Annotated in this window: 13 protein-coding genes; 5 read left to right on the top strand and 8 right to left on the bottom strand. The window is 68.5% G+C overall.

Annotation, left to right across the window (positions count from 1 at the left end):
• Positions 1-14 precede the first annotated feature (14 nt).
• The 5 genes from GY812_08075 to GY812_08055 all read right to left on the bottom strand — a co-directional run bounded on the left by GY812_08075 (position 15) and on the right by GY812_08055 (position 5,116).
• The gene (locus GY812_08075) at positions 15-1,085 is read right to left on the bottom strand and encodes a 1-acyl-sn-glycerol-3-phosphate acyltransferase (protein ID MCP4435436.1); all 1,071 of its coding nucleotides are present in this window, start codon (positions 1,083-1,085) and stop codon (positions 15-17) included.
• A gap of 17 nt (positions 1,086-1,102) precedes the next feature.
• Entirely contained in the window at positions 1,103-1,981 is an 879-nt protein-coding gene (locus GY812_08070) for a patatin-like phospholipase family protein (GenBank protein ID MCP4435435.1), read from the bottom strand.
• A 143-nt stretch (positions 1,982-2,124) separates the two neighbouring features.
• A complete protein-coding gene (locus GY812_08065) occupies positions 2,125-2,649 on the bottom strand; it encodes a glycoside hydrolase family 104 protein (protein MCP4435434.1) in 525 nt (174 codons plus the stop codon).
• 295 nt (positions 2,650-2,944) lie between these two features.
• Positions 2,945-3,676: a helix-turn-helix domain-containing protein gene (locus tag GY812_08060; GenBank protein MCP4435433.1), complete on the bottom strand. Its 732-nt coding sequence runs from the start codon at positions 3,674-3,676 to the stop codon at positions 2,945-2,947.
• Between the two features lie 30 nt (positions 3,677-3,706).
• The gene (locus GY812_08055; GenBank protein ID MCP4435432.1) at positions 3,707-5,116 is read right to left on the bottom strand and encodes a multicopper oxidase domain-containing protein; all 1,410 of its coding nucleotides are present in this window, start codon (positions 5,114-5,116) and stop codon (positions 3,707-3,709) included.
• A 298-nt stretch (positions 5,117-5,414) separates the two neighbouring features.
• Here GY812_08055 and GY812_08050 point away from each other — a divergent pair, with 298 nt between their 5' ends.
• Entirely contained in the window at positions 5,415-6,341 is a 927-nt protein-coding gene (locus GY812_08050; GenBank protein MCP4435431.1) for an acyl-CoA desaturase, read from the top strand.
• Between the two features lie 24 nt (positions 6,342-6,365).
• On the opposite strand, the gene GY812_08045 is transcribed toward GY812_08050, so the two are convergent.
• From GY812_08045 to GY812_08035, 3 genes are read right to left on the bottom strand one after another with little or no spacing between them, the layout of a single operon-like run.
• A complete protein-coding gene (locus tag GY812_08045) occupies positions 6,366-8,516 on the bottom strand; it encodes an acyl-CoA dehydrogenase (protein ID MCP4435430.1) in 2,151 nt (716 codons plus the stop codon).
• Positions 8,513-9,607, bottom strand: a complete 1,095-nt coding sequence (locus tag GY812_08040; protein MCP4435429.1) for an amidohydrolase — start codon at positions 9,605-9,607, stop codon at positions 8,513-8,515. The genes GY812_08045 and GY812_08040 overlap by 4 nt, the downstream gene beginning before the upstream one ends.
• A 59-nt stretch (positions 9,608-9,666) precedes the next feature.
• A complete protein-coding gene (locus GY812_08035; GenBank protein MCP4435428.1) occupies positions 9,667-11,151 on the bottom strand; it encodes a xylulose kinase in 1,485 nt (494 codons plus the stop codon).
• Positions 11,152-11,282: 131 nt separating this feature from the next.
• On the opposite strand from GY812_08035, the gene GY812_08030 reads away from it, so the two are divergent.
• From GY812_08030 to GY812_08015, 4 genes are all read left to right on the top strand, one after another.
• Positions 11,283-12,602: a phenylacetate--CoA ligase gene (locus tag GY812_08030; GenBank protein MCP4435427.1), complete on the top strand. Its 1,320-nt coding sequence runs from the start codon at positions 11,283-11,285 to the stop codon at positions 12,600-12,602.
• 75 nt (positions 12,603-12,677) lie between these two features.
• Positions 12,678-13,952 (top strand): phytanoyl-CoA dioxygenase family protein, encoded by a 1,275-nt coding sequence (locus tag GY812_08025; GenBank protein ID MCP4435426.1) that lies wholly within the window; start codon positions 12,678-12,680, stop codon positions 13,950-13,952.
• Positions 13,953-14,030: 78 nt separating this feature from the next.
• Positions 14,031-14,840: a maleylpyruvate isomerase family mycothiol-dependent enzyme gene (locus tag GY812_08020; protein MCP4435425.1), complete on the top strand. Its 810-nt coding sequence runs from the start codon at positions 14,031-14,033 to the stop codon at positions 14,838-14,840.
• Positions 14,841-14,975: 135 nt separating this feature from the next.
• Entirely contained in the window at positions 14,976-16,472 is a 1,497-nt protein-coding gene (locus tag GY812_08015) for an acyl--CoA ligase (GenBank protein MCP4435424.1), read from the top strand.
• Positions 16,473-16,482: the final 10 nt, after the last annotated feature.

Here is a 16,482-nt window from a genome sequence, read left to right as displayed (position 1 = left end):
CCCGCCGGTGGACGTCACGGGGCCTCGACCCCCGATTCGAGCTTTGGTCCCTTGGGAGTGTCCGCCAGTCGACGGTCCTCGATCCAGGTGTCGATGTGCTCCCACCACGCGTACAGCCAGGTGATCCGCTCGTGGTGGTCGGTCGGGACGTGCTCCGCCGGCACGGTCCACCAGGCCATCCGCACTTCCGTTCGCATGGGAAGCTCGTTCCACAGGTCCCGCAGGGAAGCGAGCCGTTCCAGGCCGGTGTGGGCGACGAACATCACGTCGGCGTCGGGCGAGGCGTCGATGGCGGCAATCGCCCCGCCCGGCCGAGGGGGCAGCACATGGGTCAGCTCCTCCGCGAGAGGCACGAGGTCGTCGAGGTTGTCGTCGACGAGGCGCTGGATCGCCTTCTGGCGACGTGACTCGCTGAAGTTGCCCCCCTCGGGGAAGAGGATCAGGGCGCCGTCCGGCTTCAGTCCGGCGGCAAGCTCTGCAATCGAGTCCACCACTCCGGCGCCCGGTGCGGGGTTGGGGCTGATGAACCGGTTGGGCAGCCGATTGAGCACCACGTCCACGCACGGGTCGAACTGGAGCTGGTCCTTCAGCACGATGCGGGGCCGGCGGCCGTAGGTACGCACAAGTAGCCCCACCAGCAGGAACGAGTCCCCGGCCCCGGCGTGACGGCTGAACACCAGCACCGGCTTGCCGCCGGCTCCCGACCCGCGGCGAAACGGGTTGTCGACCGTGAGCCCGGTCGGCAACTCCTCGGTCACGACCCGCACGCCGAGCACCCTGCGAGCTGACACGACGAGGCCGTTCAGGTACCACCCGACGAGGAACACGTGCGCGCGCTGCATGCGGTCCGAGCCGAGCGACCAGCCGAAGCCGCTGAGGACCCACAGCACGAACATCGCAACCAGCCCGACCGACTCGCGCACCAGGTACACGAGCAGGAACCAAAGGAACCGCAGGCCGCGCCAACGCCCCGGCAACCAGCGGACCACGAATGCGGCCCCGATGAGTATCAAGGGCGAGAACGCCAACACGACCACGGTGATCACCACGATGAGTGGGGCGAACACGACCCGGCGCAGCACCATCGGGGGCATCCGCACGGTCACTGCGTCGAGCCGCCCGCATCGGACGGCGAATCGGGTGGGGTACCGCGCAAGGAGTGCATCTCGAGGTAGGCCGCCGTGGCGGCCTTGGCCGTGTCGATGCGCTCGCCCACTCTCGTGAAGTCCTTGTACCGGAACTGGCTGAGGTCACTGAACCCCGGGCCCTGGCCGCCGGTCGGAAGCACGTGCACCGACACGTCCTCGCCGACTGCGGCCATCGCGCTCGCGAAGCTGCGCCGCCGGGCGATCTCGAACGCCACCATCGCGACCTCATGCGGCCATCGCGGCGGGCTGAGCGGCTCCTCGATGCGGCCCACCTGGATGACGAAGACCGTGCCGGCACCGTGGTCGAGAGCGCGCCGGATCGGTATCGAGTCGACTATGCCGCCGTCCAGGTAGTGAAGGCCGTCGCGCTCCACCGCCGGCAGCAGGCCGGGTACCGCGCTCGACGCCAGCACGGCTGACACGAGGTCACCGCTGTCGAACCAGGTCTCGTGCGCGGTCTGCACACACGCCGCGACGCACTCGAAGGGCACCTGGAGATCCTCGAATGTCGCCGGGAGGACTGAGTCGAGCAGACGGTGCAGAGCCTCGTTGGAATGCAGGCTCGTGCGGGTACGCGCCACATGGCGCACACGGTCGACCAGTCGCGCTCCGAAGACACCGGCGCGGTCGAGGTTCTCCCACATCGTGCGCAGCCGGTCCACCCCTTCGGTGCTGGGGTCGAGCGCGACCGCGGCGCCGTTGACAGCTCCGATCGAGGTGCCGATGACACGGTCCGGGGTGATTCCTGCTTCGGACAGGGCCGAGAGCCTGCCGCCTGCGGCGGCGCCGAGGCGGCCCCCGCCGCCGAGCACGAATGCAACCTGGCCCTGCACCCCGAGATCGTCGCACAGGGCCGGGCCACACAGGCGCCTATGGGACGCGAGAGGTGTCCCAGTACGCGTAGAACCCCGGCCCTAGGGCCGGGGTTCTACTGGTTCCCGCGGGAACTGGTTGAGGGGGGAGGGTGATGTACCGGTCAGCAGCCGGTGCCGTTCCAGTGGGATCGACCGCCGTTGTTGATGGTGTGCAGTGCCACGGCATCCTGGACGTACCAGGGAGCGTGGCTGGCCTTTGCGTAGCCGGGGTGACCGGCCCGCGAAGCCACTGTGCGCCAGGTGCTGTCGATGAACTGGTAGGCACCGGAAGCGCTGGAGCGCGGGTTCTGTGCGGTGTAGCCGCCGATATGGGGCCATGCGCCGGTGCGATCCGACTCGTGGCGGCGCACACAGGTGAGGAACGAGTGCTGCTGCACCTCTCGGCGCTGCTGTTCCACGGACTCGGTGACGGCTGCGATGATCACGCCGCTCTGGCGGTCGATCTCTGCCTGGGATATGACGCCGTCGCCATCGAAGTCCGGCACCCACTGCTCCACGGGGAGATTGCAGGCCGAGGCGGTGAGGGCCACGAGTGTTGCGCCGGCCAGTAGCAGTGTGCGTGAGCGCCTGGTGCGGGCCGGGCTGTTTGCAGTGTCGGTCTCTGAGTTGATTGTGGTGGAGCGCATCGTTGCTCTCCTTCGTTGGTATGCGCGGCCTGTCGGCCGCGTCTTCTGAGGGGGTGCGTGACATCGCCTCTGTCACGACTGCGACACAGTATTACAGAAACCGAGGCTGGTTCGTAACAATCGACACGAACATGTGACTGAATGCACAAATCTGGGTTAGGCGGTGGGATTTCTCATGCTGCCTGCCGTTAGCACGTCGGCACGGTCGTGAGGACCGGAGCGCATTCAGCGGACCGACCACACCGCGGCCCCACGCCGGCGGTGCGCAGTGATCAGCTCCGGGCGCGGGCGGTGATCAGTCCCGGCGGCGCGGAAGGTCCACCGGCGTCGGATCGAGCACCGTCAGGTGCAGTCGGCATCCCGCGTTCACCGGGTCCACGACCGTTATACCGTCGAACGACAGTTCCTCGGTGGCCTCCGCCACCCCCCGGGCGATTCCGGCGTGCAGGGCGCAGATCGTCTCGGGTTCTTCTGCTGCCACATCCCCGAAGGGGCAATGGGTCAGCACGATGTCGACCTGCTGGTCCCCGCGTGGGTCCACTTCGGGCTCGAAGCCCATGCGCTCGGATTCGCGGCGGAGCAACTCGAGTGCATCGACTGATCCCCCCTCGTCGCCAAGGACCGCCTCCACCGCAGCGGCCACACCCGCGCGGCGGCCGGCCTCCGCCGGGTCGAGGTCCTTGCCGATCGCTTCGGCCAACAGGAGTGCCAGGCGTCGGTAGTGCGCGGCTTGCTCGCTGCGCCGCCGCGGCCCCGGTGCCGGGCTGTAGAGCAGCTTCGGCCGGCCCCGCCCGACGGGCTTCGCGGTCCGCTCCTCGACGAGGCCGGCATCGCACAAGCGCGCCAGGTGCTGGCGCACGACCGTGTGGTGAACGCGTGCACTCTCGGTGAGGTACGCCACGTCGAGCGGCTCCTCAGCGGCCTCGATCTCCTCCAGCAGGCGCAGCCTGGTCGGGTCGGCCAGGGCCTCGGCTTCCGCGAGCCGACGACCCGAGGGACCATCCGGTCGCTGCAGGTCGTCGGCCATCGCTTCAGTACCTCGGCGGGCGTCCCTGCCCTACTCCTGCGCCGCCACGGTCTCCACTTCTCCGGACTGGAAGAGCCCGAGGGCCCCCTTGCCGACGTTGGAGAACTTGTGGGTCACCATCGGGTAGAGACCGTCCTCGTCGAAGCTGAACTCCACGAAGCCGCCCTGGGCGGGCTGCAGGTCGAGTGCCTGGCTGCCGCCGAACGCCGCATCGGGGCGCAGCAGGTAGGCGCCTTCCTTGTAGACGGTGTCGAAGATGGTGCCGACAATGTGGAATGCCGAGTTCTCGTTGGGGCCGTCGTCCAGCACCCAGACCCGGATGCGCTCGCCTGTCTCCACACGGATCGGGGCGAACTTGTAATGCTGGAAGTAGCCGTTGAACACGACTGCATCCCATTCGTCACGCTGCATCTTGCCGAGGTCACCGGGCTCACCTTCGGGGCCGAGATAGAACTCGGACTGCACCATGATGAACTCGTGGTCGACCGGGGCCAGGTCGGGCGGGTCGATCACGACCGCGCCGTACATGCCGTTGCCGATGTGGTGCAGTGTCGGTGCCGTTCCGCAGTGGTACATCCAGATCCCTGCGTGCTTGGCCTCGAACTCGTAGACGAGTTCCTCACCCGGTCCGATACTGCGCATCTCGTCGTTCCAGGCGACCTTCGATGCGTGGAAGTCGACCGAGTGGTCCATCGGTGTGTCGTTGACGATCGTGACCCTGAAGATGTCGCCGACCTTGCCGCGCAGGGTCGGGCCGGGCACCTGGTCATCGAATGTCCAGAGCTCCTGGCTGACACCTGGGGCGACGTCCATCACCAGGTGGGTCATCGGCCAGGTGACCTCGTGGACCGTGTCGTCGGGCGCCGGGGGCAGCGTCGGGTCGCGGGGTTCCCAGCCTTGCTCGGGTTCGGCGTTGGGGTCGATCTCGGCGAACTCCGCCCCAGATGAGGAGGTCGAGTGATCGGCCATGTCGGACCCACCGTCGTCGCCGGAGCTCGACGAACCGGTGACAACGATGTCCATCTCCATTCCGGCCTCGCGGTGACCGGCGACGGTGCACCATGCGACCACCGACTCATTCACAACCCCCACCTCGAGGGTCTCGCTCTCGCCGGGCTCGAGCATCTTCGTGCCGGCACCGCCGTCGACCATCAGGTCGTGGGGCATCTCGCCGGCGTTGGTCACCTCGAGGATGAGCTCGGTGCCGGCCGGCACATCGATCGACGCAGGCTCGACGTACATCTCGCCGAGCTCCACCTGGACAGTCTCCACGCCACCACCCTCGGGGGCGACGTCGGTCCCGGAGCTGCCGCCACCGGGCGGAGTGAACAGCGCGATCACGCCGACTATCAGCGCCAGGGTGGCCAGTACGGCCGCCGCGGCGAACCAGGCGAACACGCCCCCGTCCACTGCTCGCTGGGAACCACCATTGCCTGCCATCAGGACCTCCTGGTTCAGCCGGCCCTCCCGCCCGTCCGGGTCGAGGGGACCGAATCCATGTGCTGGGTGGAACCCCACATATTATTTCGGGTTTGGAGCCTAGTTATTTCCCATAATGCTCTCAGCTGTAGTACTTGTCAAGGTGCACAGACGATCGCGCGCAGAGTTGGCCGTTCACCGTTGCTGACAGTTACAGTTGTTACGAATCCGCAACGGCACCGCACCGCCGGTGACCCGGGCCGGGCTCTGAATACGGACTCGGAATGACCCGACCCGCTAACGACTAAGGGCACCGCCGATGGGCGGACGCCCCGGTAGGTGCGCCATCTCCCTCACAGCCGAAGCCCACGACGTCCAGTCGATCGAAGACGCAGGTGCAGACTTCTCGCACGGCAAGATCAACATGAGGACGTCGATCCCTTTCTTCCTCGTGCACCTGCTTCCGTTCGTCGCCGTCTTCACCGGCGTCACGTGGACCGCCGTGTGGATCTTCATCGCCTGCTACTGGGGCCGGATGTTCTTCATCACCGCCGGCTACCACCGCTACTTCTCGCACCGCGCCTACAAGACGAGTCGGGTGTTCCAGTTCATCCTTGCCTTCGGTGGGTCCGCGGCCGCCCAGAAGGGCCCGCTCTGGTGGGCCGGCCACCACCGCATCCACCACCGGTACTCGGACACGCCCATCGACCCGCACACCCCGAAGAAGGGCTTCTGGTGGAGCCACGTCGGGTGGATCCTCGGCGACGACACTGCGGACCAACCCGAAGGCACGATGAAGGAGTACGACGACGTGCCCGAGGTGAAGTTCCTCGACCGTTACGACTTCGTGGCGCCCTGGGCGCTCGGAGTCGCCTGCTTCCTCATCGGCGGGCTGCCCGGTCTCTTCTTCGGGTTCTTCGGATCCACGGTGCTGCTGTGGCACTCGACGTTCCTGATCAACTCGTTGGCCCACGTGTTCGGCAGCCGGCGGTTCGACACGACCGACACGTCGCGCAACAACTTCGCCCTCGCGGTCATCACCATGGGTGAGGGCTGGCACAACAACCACCACCGCTACGCACACCTCGCCCGCCAGGGCCTGCGCTGGTGGGAAGTCGACTTCAGCTACTGGATCCTGTGCGGTCTCGAGAAGCTCGGCATCGTGTGGGACCTCAAGCGTCCCCGCCCGGAATGGATCGTCGACAAGCCCTCCCAGGCCGAGAACGACCTCCCGGTCCCGGACTGATCCAAGCACCCGCGGCACAGCGCGTCAGTCGCGGGGCAAGCCGAGCAGGCGCTCGCCGATCACGTTGCGCTGGATCTCCGAGGTCCCGCCGGCGATCGATAGCGCCCGGTTGCCGAGGAAGCCTGCAAACCAGAGCTGGCCCTCTCCCTCGTCGACCACGGCCTGCGGCCCGAGCAGCGCCATGGCCGCTTCCTGGATGCGCTGTTCGTGCTCGACCGCCACAAGTTTGCGCACGCTCGCCTCGGGACCGGGCACCGCCGCTTGCGCACCGCGCCGGCCGATCGCCCGCAGCGTCGTGCGCATGCCGAGCACCGCAAGAGCCTGCGACTCGACCAGCAGCGAGCCGACCAGGTCACGGCCCCGCTGCGTGTCCAGCGCGCCGGTGCGGTCCGCGAGCTCGAGCACCGACAGCACACCCGGGCCGAAGGACGCGCCCGACGCCATCGACACGCGCTCGTTCTCGAGCGTCGTGCGCGCACAGCGCCAGCCGTCGTCGACAGCGCCGACGACCATGTCGTCGGCCACGAACACGTCGTCGAAGAACACTTCGTTGAACATCGCGAAGCCGGTCAGCTCGCGCAGTGGACGGATGTCGATCCCGTCGGCGGCCATGTCAACCACCAGCGCCGAGATGCCGTCATGCTTGGGTGCTTCCGGGTTGGTGCGGGCCAGGCACAGCCCGTACTGCGCCTCGCGCGCCATGGTCGTCCATACCTTCTGGCCATTGAGCAGCCACCCGCCGTCGGTACGCGTGGCCCTGGTCGACAGAGCGGCAAGGTCCGATCCGGCACCCGGCTCGCTGAAGAGCTGGCACCAGGTGATCTCGCCGCGCAGCGACGGCCCGACGAACTGCTCCTGCTGGGCATCGGTGCCGTGCGCGATCAATGTGGGCAACACCCAGCCCGCCACCTGGAGGTGACGGCGCTTCACCCCGTGCGCCGCCAGCTCCTCATCGGTCACGAGCTGTTCGAGGGCGTCGGCGTCGCGGCCCCATGGCTTCGGCCAGTGCGGTGCCAGCCAGCCCCCATCCGCGAGGGCGAGGTTCCACTCGGCCTTGGGTGCGCTGGCAAGATCGGCCACCTCGGCCCGCACTCGTTCACGCACGTTCTCCGCCTCGGACGGCAACTCGAGCGCCAGCTCACGACGGTCGCCGGCGGTGGCATGCTGAACGATCAGGTCGTGCCACCGATCGGCTGGCTGCGCCGTGTGGGCGAGTACAGCCGCTCGCCGCAGGTACAGGTGGGCGTCGTGCTCCCAGGTGTAGCCGATCCCGCCCAGCACCTGGATCGCGTCCTTCGCGCACTCGAACGCCGCACTCGGTGCCAGCGCTGCCGCGGCAGCCACGGCCAGGGGGAACTGGGGATCCCCGGGGTCCAGGGAAGCTGCGTCGGCGGTTGCCGCCCTGGCCAACTCGAGTCGGCACAATGCGTCCGCGCAGCGGTGCTTCACCGCCTGGAACTGCCCGATCGGTCGGTCGAACTGCACCCGGGTCCGCGCCCAGTCGGCAGCGGTCTCGACGCACCAACTGGCCACGCCGATCGACTCGGCGCACCCGAGAACGGCGGCCAGTTGCTCGACCAGACCGGCCGGCACCTCGACCCGGGGGGCTGCGGCGATGGTTGCCGGATCCAGCTTCACCCGTGCGGCGCGGCGCGTCGGGTCGGCTCCCGGCACTGGATCCGCGTCGAAGCCGGATGAATCGAGCAATGCGAGCGTGGTTGCGGACCCACCGACGGACACGAGCAGCCACTTCGCCTCGGCGGCGCCGTCCACAACGGCACCGTCGAGATCGGCTCCCGCTTCAGCAGGCGGGCACAACACCGATGCCGGGGCGCCTGCGAGGATCGGCGCGAGCAACTCGGGAGCATGCATGCCGAGCACCGTTGCGCACAGTGCGGTCGCCGGAAACGGCCCGGGAGCGACCGCCCTACCCCATTCCTCGACCACCGTGGCCAGTCCCGCCAGACCGGCACCCTGGCCACCCTCTTGCTGGCCGACGGCAAGGCCAACCCAGCCGAGCGCGGTCATGTCGTCCCAGAACGCCGGCAACGACGTGTCCTGCGACGGCGCCTCGAGCCGATCACGCACGACATCCATGGGGCTGGCAGACGCCAACCAGTCGTGGGCGACCTCCGCCAGCGCGACCAGGTCGTCGTCGATCGCCGATGCCCTCATGGGTTCTCCATCCGGGGGGCCTTCCGCGACTCGAAGCGGAACAGTTGCTCTGCGTTGCGGTGCATCACTGCCTCCACCTCGTCTGCGGAAAGGTCCGCCAGTCGGTCGGCCAGCAGTTCGTGGCTGTCGGGCCAGTGCGAGTCGGCGTGTGGATAGTCGACCTCGAGCAGGATGTGGTCGACCCCGATCCGGCCACGGATGGGCCAGATCGACGGATCGTCCAGCGAGCAGAACCAGAAGTTGCGGCGCAGCACGTCGGTGGGCGCGAGCTCGGTCGACATCCATGCCTTGCGGCCATGGCCCGAGGTCTCGACGATGTAGTCGAGACGGTCGGCGAGCATCGGCACCCAGCCCAGGCCACCCTCGGCCATCACAACCTTGAGCTCGGGGTGGCGCACCGGGTAGCCCGACCACAGCCAGTCGGCACACGCCGCGAGTGACAGGCTGGAAAAGAGGGTGGCCGAGTACTCCACCATCGGGCCGTCAAGTGGAAGCTCGGGGCCGGCGATGCCGGAGGAGCCGACGTGCAGGCACACGACCGTGCCCGTCTCCACACAGGCCTCCACGACCGGGTCCCACCATCCGCAATGAAGTGTGGGGTAGCCCAGCTTCTGGGGCTGCTCGGGCAGGCTGACCGCAGTGAACCCGCGCTCGGCATTGCGACGGATCTCCGCCGCGCCGACCTCCGGGTCGGCGAGGTATGTGATCCCGAGTCCGATGAAACAGCCCGGGTGGGCGCTCATCCACTCCTCGTGGATCCAGTCGTTCCATGCCCTCACACAGGCGGCGCCCAGTTCGGGGTCCGAGCATCCCGAGTAGACGGCACCGCAGAACCCCGTGATCTGGCTCGGGAAGTTGGCCGACGCGGTCACTCCGCCGAGGTCCATGTCAGCGATGCGCTCCGTCGGGTCGAAGCACCCGGGGCGGATCTGGTCGAAGCGAACCGGTTCCATCGGCTCGGAGTCCTTCGAGCGCCCGGCCACGGCGTTCAGGCCAGGCTGGTCGTACTTCTGTCCGTCGAACACCCAGATCTGGTGTCCCCTGGATGTCTCGCGCACATAGGGAGCGCGGTCGGCCAGGCGTTTGGGCATCCGCCCCTCGAACAGGTGTGGGGGTTCGACCACGTGGTCGTCCACCGAGATGAGCGAGGTCACGACTCCCCCGGCCGGTCGACCCGGTGCTCCACCGCGGACCACGGCCCGCCTTTCGCGTCCTGCGACGGAACGGCCGGGTCGAATGGTGGCCCGCTGTGTTCCACGAAGAGTTGGTAGCGAGCGCTGCACCACTCGACCCAAGCCGGGTCGGGCTCGTACATGGCGCCCGTGCGCGCCCAGCGCCCGGCTCCCGAGGTGTCGGGCTCGAGTCCGGCGACGGCGCGGGCTATGTACGCCGAGCCGATCGCGGCCCCCTTGTGCTCAGCGACGCAGTGCACCGGCAAGCCGCTCGCATCTGCAACAGCCTGCATCCAGGCGGGATCGGCCGATCCTCCGCCGGTGGCGACGATGCGCCGCGCACCGTCGGGCAACAGGCCGGCCAGATCGAGGTTGCGCCGGATCGTGAACCCGGAGGCCTCGTACACCGCACGCCACATCGCGTCGGGGCCCTGCGCAACCGACAGCCCGACGAACCCACCGCGCCGCTGCGTGTCATGCAGCGGCACCCTCTCACCGCGCACGTGCGGCAGGAACACCGGCACCTCTGATGCATCAACGGCGTCGCCTGCGGGGGGCAACAGGACTGCCTCGGCCCAGTTCTTCGCGATGCCGCCCGCATTGGACGGGCCACCGATCAGGGTCTTGCCCGCCACGCTGTGCGGCACCGTCCAGAGTCCGGGAGCCTCGCGCCATTCGGGGATGACCGCCCAAGTGATCAGGGTGGCGCCCACGATCACCAGTACGTCGCCGTCGTCGTCGGCGCCGGCCACCATCTGTTCCGCGAACGCGTCGATGATTCCGCCGCCCACCACCGCTCCGGCCAGGGCGGGCCCGAGGTCGTCGCCGATCCGCCCTGCCGCCTCCACACCCGGCACCACAGCGGGCAACCGGGCGGGGTCAACGCCCACCGACGAGCAGACCTTCTCGTCCCAGCCCACGAAGTCGAACACCGGCAGTGCCGTCATCGCGGTGACGGTGTCGAGCGCCCCGTTGCCGCAGAGGGTCGCGTTGGCGACTGCCTGGGCGGGCCAGTAGCCGGCGGCGTCGGGGTACTCGGCGGCCAGCCAGCGCAGCATGCGAAGGAACTCGCCGTCATCGGCGGGGCTGAGCCCGCGCCCCGGCGGATCACCTGCCTCGATCGCCGCAACCACGGCTCGGCGGTCGCCATACAACAGGCCGGGCGAGATGGGAGTGCCGCCGGCGTCGACCGCGCACAGCGACGGCACCATGGCGGCCACGTTGAGCCCCGCGACCGTGTGACCGGCTGCGGCGGCAGCGGCAGCCACCTCGGTGGCGGCGGCCCGCACGCCATCGCGCCAGGCGACGCCGGCATCGTGTTCCAGCAAACCGGGGCTCGGGGTGAGCACCTGGTGTTCGACGCGCGTGGAGGCCACGACCGTGCCGTCGCCGTCGACTGCGGCGGCCTTCACCGACGTGGTGCCGATGTCCACCCCGATGGTCACTACCCTGCCCTGCGCCAACTGGTCCCCCGTGTTTCCGCCGGCTTCGACTTCGCGTTCCGACGCCGGCCGCCGGATCGGTGCACACCTGACGCACGTGTCAGGTAACGGAGTCTAACCTTGCGCCCAGCCGGCAAGCAGGGGGACACGCCATGCCCGACTACGGACCCGAGGTGCTCGGACCACCAGCACGACCCGACGACCAGCAGCACTGGGATCCCGACGCCCAGACGATGGATCCTGCACAGCGCCGTGAGGTCCAGCTCGACGGCCTGCGCGACTTCGTCGGCAAGGCACTCGAAGGCAACGGCTTGTTCAGGCGCAAACTCGACGAGGCGGGGGTCGGGTCACCGCAGGACCTCGAGTCTCTCGACGACATCAACCAGATTCCGATCACGCTCAAGCAGGACCTGCGCGACTCGGAGGCAGACCATCCCCCGCTCGGCGACTACCGGTTCAGCCCGATGTCCGACTACATCCGCATCGGCCAGTCCACCGGCACCACCGGCACGCCGACGGTCACGATGCTCACCCGACACGACCTGTTCATCGAGTACGAGTCTGCGGCACGCAACTGGTGGCGCAACGGCTGGCGACCCGGCCAGATAGTCACCCACTGCCACCCTGCCTACCTGTACGGCGGCGGCTTGATGCTGTCTGGCACGCTCGAGTACTTCGGGTTCCTGAACCTGTGGGTCCCGCCACCGGAGACCGATGAGCTCGCCGAGCAGGCGATCGACATCTGGAAGCGGATCAGCCCCGACGTGCCGATGACCTCCCTGAGCCACCACCGCTTCCAGGAGGTGGCAGCCAAGATCGGAGTGGACCTGGAGAAGGACTGCGGCTGGCCCGCGCTCAGCATGGGCGGGTTCGGCCGAGGGCTGATGCCACTCATGACCGCAGGATTCGAGTGCTACGCGTACATCGGCGGCCCCGACCAGTCCTGTGATGGAGCCCACCTGCATGAGGACTGGGCGATCGTGCAGGCGATCGACCCCGAGACCGGCCGCGACGTGCCCGACGGCCAGTGGGGCAACCTCGTGGTCACCACGATCGGCCGCGACAACGGCCTTCTGCGCTACGACCTCGAGGAAGCGGCGATGCTCGAGGATGCCGACTGCGCGTTGGGTGAAACCGGCCGGATCGGCTTCTGGGGAGGACGGTTCAAGGACCTGCTGTCGTGCCAGGGAGTGCACTTCCAGGTGTCCGATCTCGAGAACGCGCTGCGCAAGTCGGCTCCCGGGTGCGCCGATCCGACCCTCGAGTTCGTGGTGGTCAACCCGGGTGGCTCCGGCGAACCCCTCCGGGTTCGTCTCGAAGTGGGTTCGGCCGGCGGAGACAAGGACCAGATCGCGGACAAGGTGGCAGCGGGCATCAAGGAAGCCATCGGTGTTGTCGCCACGGTCGAAGTGCTCGACCGCGAGACCCTCGAGCGCTCCGGCTACAAGCTCAAGCGCGTGATCGACGCCTGAGCGGACCGTGCGGGCAGTCTGTGACCCAAGGCCCAACCTCTGGCCGGACGCCGGGCAACATGGGATGCTGATCCGATGAGCACAGACACGCCGGGGGACGTGGCGACGGGGGGCTTCGGCGCCGACAGCGACAGCTTCCATCGTTTCCACACCGAGGAACTGCCCGCCCTGCTCGCAGCCGGCAACGGGGCGCTGGCTTACGCAGACCTCGCTCCACTCGGCACTCTCGGGTTGCGCACGCCCGCCGGGGCGTACACCTACGTGCCCACGCCCACCGACGGCAGCGGCACGGTCGAGGTTGTCGAGGGCACGGAATTCGCCGACACGGTCGTCGAGCTCGACCTGCAGGCCTGGCTCGGGCTGATCTCCGACCTCGACACCGCACCCGGGCTGTTCTACGGAAAGCGAGTGGAGATCCCAGAGGGCAAGCCACTGCGCTTCGTGCGCTGGGAGCCGGGCCTGCGGGCGATGTTCCACGGCCTGCCCGTGTTCGACCCCGATACCGCGGAGCTCCGCGACCTCGCCGGTCAACCACTCGACACCTCGCGCAAGTTCGAGTTCTCCGACCTCGCGGATCCCGACATGGCGGCCGAGGCCGAGCACTTCATGGCGACGGCCGGGTTCGTGGCAATCGGCTCGGTGTTCTCAGCCGATGAGGTGGCCGAGCTGCGCGTCGGCGCCAACCGGGCCGAAGCAGATGCCGCACCCGGCGACGAGAAGTCATGGTGGGGCCGCACCGGGTCCGGCGATGAAGTACTCACCCGCGTCCTCTCCGCGGCGCGGCAACCGGAGTTGGCCGGGCTCCCCCGCGACGAGCGTCTGCTCCGGATCGTCGAGCTCTGCTCGGAGCCACTCGTGACGAAGGGCGAAGGCAAACGCGATTCGGTGACCGTGCTCTGGAAGCGCAAGGACGTGGTCGAGGGCCTTGCCGACCTGCCATGGCACCGCGACTGCGGCATGGGCGGCCATGCGACCAACTGCCCGATGGTCGTGATGACGATCTGCCTCACCGACGGCGGACCGGGATCCGGTGAGCTACGGGTTCTGCCCGGTTCCCACAAGGGCTCCTATCCGTTCATCGACGGCCGCGACACGCGCGCGCCCCGGGGCCAACCGCTCCGGGTGACCGCCGGCGACGTGTCGCTGCACATCACCGACGCCATGCACGCGTCGCTGCCACCCACCGATGACCTGCTGGATGGCGAGGCGGCGCCGGAGCGGATCAGCCTGCTGATGGGCTTCGTGCGCCCGAGCCACGCCAACCACCTGGGCAAGGCCCACTACAACGACGTGCTGCTGGGTGGCGAGGGTGGGCAGGTCGAACACCTCGGCGACAAGCTCGCGCGGTAGTCCTGCGGCCGTGCTGTCATCAGGTTGTCGGGCCGGTCCCGTGGCGAACCCTGCGCAGACCCGTGGGAGACTCGCTGGATGACCGATGCCACGATCGACGCCGCAGACCAGGCAGGCAGGTACCACCTCGACCACGAGACGACCATCGATGCGCTCGAAGCCGAGCTGACCCGCACGGTCGCGCTGGCCGAACGGTGCCCCCCGGAGCTCGTGATACCGACGTGCCCGGGTTGGACCGCAGCGGACCTGTGGGAGCACCTCGGAACCACTCATCGATGGGCGTGCGAGATCGTGCGGACCGGAGCGACCGCGCGGATCAGCCGGCGTGAGCTCGACGTTGCGACTCCCACCGACGACAGCTGGGCACCGTGGCTTGCCGACGGCGGCGACCGCTTGCTCGCAGCACTTCGCGACACCGCGGCAGAGGACCCGCTGTGGGTCTGGGGCGACGACCCGCACGCCAGGTGGTGGGCGCGTCGCCAACTGCACGAGACAGTCGTGCACAACGCTGATGCCGCCTTGGCGGCGGGAGAAGGGTTCGAGCTGCCCCAGCGAGTGGCAGCCGACGGCATCTGTGAGTTGCTCGACAGCGTCCCCGTGCGCCTCGGTTGGCCCGGAGCCGCCAGGCCGCAGGGCGAGGCCACACTGCATCTTCACGCGACCGACCCCAGCGGCTCGCTCGGTGACGACGGGGAGTGGATGGTCTCGCTTGCCGACGAGACGGTCACCTACGTCCACGGTCACGGCAAGGGCGACGTCGCAGTCCGCGCGCCGGTCGGATACCTGATGCTGCTCGTCAACCGTCGGCTGCCGGTCGAGTCGGAGATGCTCGAGGTGTTCGGCGACCCGGACACTCTCGCCGCGTCGCTCGAGGCTGTCTCATGGTGATGAGCCTGGGCCGGATCCTCGACATCGGCACCACCACGACGGCTGGTTACTGACACGGCTGTCAGTGCGATGGCACATCGGCCATGATGTGCTCACGCCCCGTCAGCAGCACGGGGATGCGGGAGGTGCGTCCACGTGGCCCAACAGGTCCAACAACTGGCTTGGTGTGCCGAGCACCGCGCTTCAGAGGTCGCGTACCGCCGCGTCGACACCGGCGAAGAGCTCACCTTCGGCGGGTGGGACGCCGCCGCGAACCGGTTGGCGCGTGGCCTGCGGTCCATGGGCGTGCAGACGGGCGACCGGGTGGCGGTATGGATCGACGGGGACCAGGTCCTGTCCTGGATCATCTCGTACGCCGCGGTGCACAAGGCCGGCGCCGTTGCCGTGCCCACCAACACCCGCCTGACCGCCGACGAGCTCGCAGCGGTGCTCGGCCATGCGGAGCCCAAGGCCGTGATCACTTCGTCGCGCCTGGCACCCACATTGCACCAGGTGGCCGACAGACTGCCCAGCGTCGACCACGTGATCGAGGTCGACGGCGGCGATCTCGACGCCGTGATGGCCGATGACGACTCACCATTCCAGGAGCCGGTCGGCGACGACGACCTCGCCGACATCATGTACACCTCCGGCACGACGGGGCTGCCCAAGGGCATCGCCGTGCGACACGCGAACCTGCACATCATCCCCAATGGCGAACCCGAGTGGACCGGCCACGGCTGGGTTCACGCGTCGCCGCTGTTCACCTTCGCCGGCATCTCCTTCGTCTACAACCCGATGAAGATGGGGATGACCTGCAACTACCTCCCCCGCTTCGACGTCGACCTGTGGCTCGACACCGTTGAGCAGGAGCGGCCCACGATGGCGTTCCTGGTGCCCGCCATGGCACAGCTCATATCCGCCAGCGACCGCTTCGACGACGCTGACCTCACCAGCCTCGAGATGGTTGCCATCGGCTCGGCACCGCTGCCACCAACGCTGCACAAGCGCCTTGCATACCGCCTGCCGGAGGCGACAGTCAGCAACAACTACTCGATGACCGAGGCGGGCACCGCGTTCACCTTCCTTCCCCGCGAGGAACTGGAGCGCCGTCCGGGATCGGTCGGAATTCCGCTCGGCACCGAGATCCGGATCGCCGATGAGCTCGGCGATCCACTTCCTACTGGTGAGGTCGGCGAGGTGCTGATCCACGTGGGCGACAAGCACCGCGAGTACTACCGCGACCAGCAGGCGACCGCGCAGACCTGGTCGGGCGGATGGCTGCGTTCGGGCGACCTGGGCTGGCTGGATGACGACGGCTACCTCTACATCACAGGTCGAGCGAAGGATGTGATCATCCGCGGCGGCAACAACGTGCACGCTGCAGATGTCGAGGCCGTGCTCTACCAGCACCCGGCGGTGCTGGAAGCGGCCGTGGCCGCCGTGCCCCACGAGGTGCTCGGCGAAGACGTGGGCGCGTGGGTTGTGCTGCGCGATGGGGCAGACGCCACCGGCGACGAGCTGATGACGTTCTGCCGTGAGCAGCTCGCTGACTACAAGTGCCCGCGAGTCGTGACTTTCGTCGCGGAGCTACCGCGCAACCCCACTGGCAAGGTGCTCAAGCGCGACCTCCCACCCGCACCGGAGGTGTGACAGGGCGCCC

This window comes from Actinomycetes bacterium, assembly GCA_024222295.1.
GTDB lineage: Bacteria > Actinomycetota > Acidimicrobiia > Acidimicrobiales > Microtrichaceae > JAAEPF01.
The sequence above is the reverse complement of the archived record's forward strand: the minus strand, read 5'-3'. Positions and strand labels throughout refer to the sequence as shown.

What these genes read in the sequence shown, in the direction of transcription:
- GY812_08040 (MCP4435429.1), bottom strand. Translation starts at nt 9,607, where the DNA reads ATGCCCAAACGCCTGGCCGACCGCGCTCCCTATGTGCGCGAGACATCC.
- GY812_08060 (MCP4435433.1), bottom strand. Translation starts at nt 3,676, where the DNA reads ATGGCCGACGACCTGCAGCGACCGGATGGTCCCTCGGGTCGTCGGCTC.
- GY812_08020 (MCP4435425.1), top strand. Translation starts at nt 14,031, where the DNA reads ATGACCGATGCCACGATCGACGCCGCAGACCAGGCAGGCAGGTACCAC.
- GY812_08065 (MCP4435434.1), bottom strand. Translation starts at nt 2,649, where the DNA reads ATGCGCTCCACCACAATCAACTCAGAGACCGACACTGCAAACAGCCCG.
- GY812_08050 (MCP4435431.1), top strand. Translation starts at nt 5,415, where the DNA reads ATGGGCGGACGCCCCGGTAGGTGCGCCATCTCCCTCACAGCCGAAGCC.
- GY812_08075 (MCP4435436.1), bottom strand. Translation starts at nt 1,085, where the DNA reads ATGGTGCTGCGCCGGGTCGTGTTCGCCCCACTCATCGTGGTGATCACC.
- GY812_08055 (MCP4435432.1), bottom strand. Translation starts at nt 5,116, where the DNA reads ATGGCAGGCAATGGTGGTTCCCAGCGAGCAGTGGACGGGGGCGTGTTC.
- GY812_08045 (MCP4435430.1), bottom strand. Translation starts at nt 8,516, where the DNA reads ATGAGGGCATCGGCGATCGACGACGACCTGGTCGCGCTGGCGGAGGTC.
- GY812_08030 (MCP4435427.1), top strand. Translation starts at nt 11,283, where the DNA reads ATGCCCGACTACGGACCCGAGGTGCTCGGACCACCAGCACGACCCGAC.
- GY812_08025 (MCP4435426.1), top strand. Translation starts at nt 12,678, where the DNA reads ATGAGCACAGACACGCCGGGGGACGTGGCGACGGGGGGCTTCGGCGCC.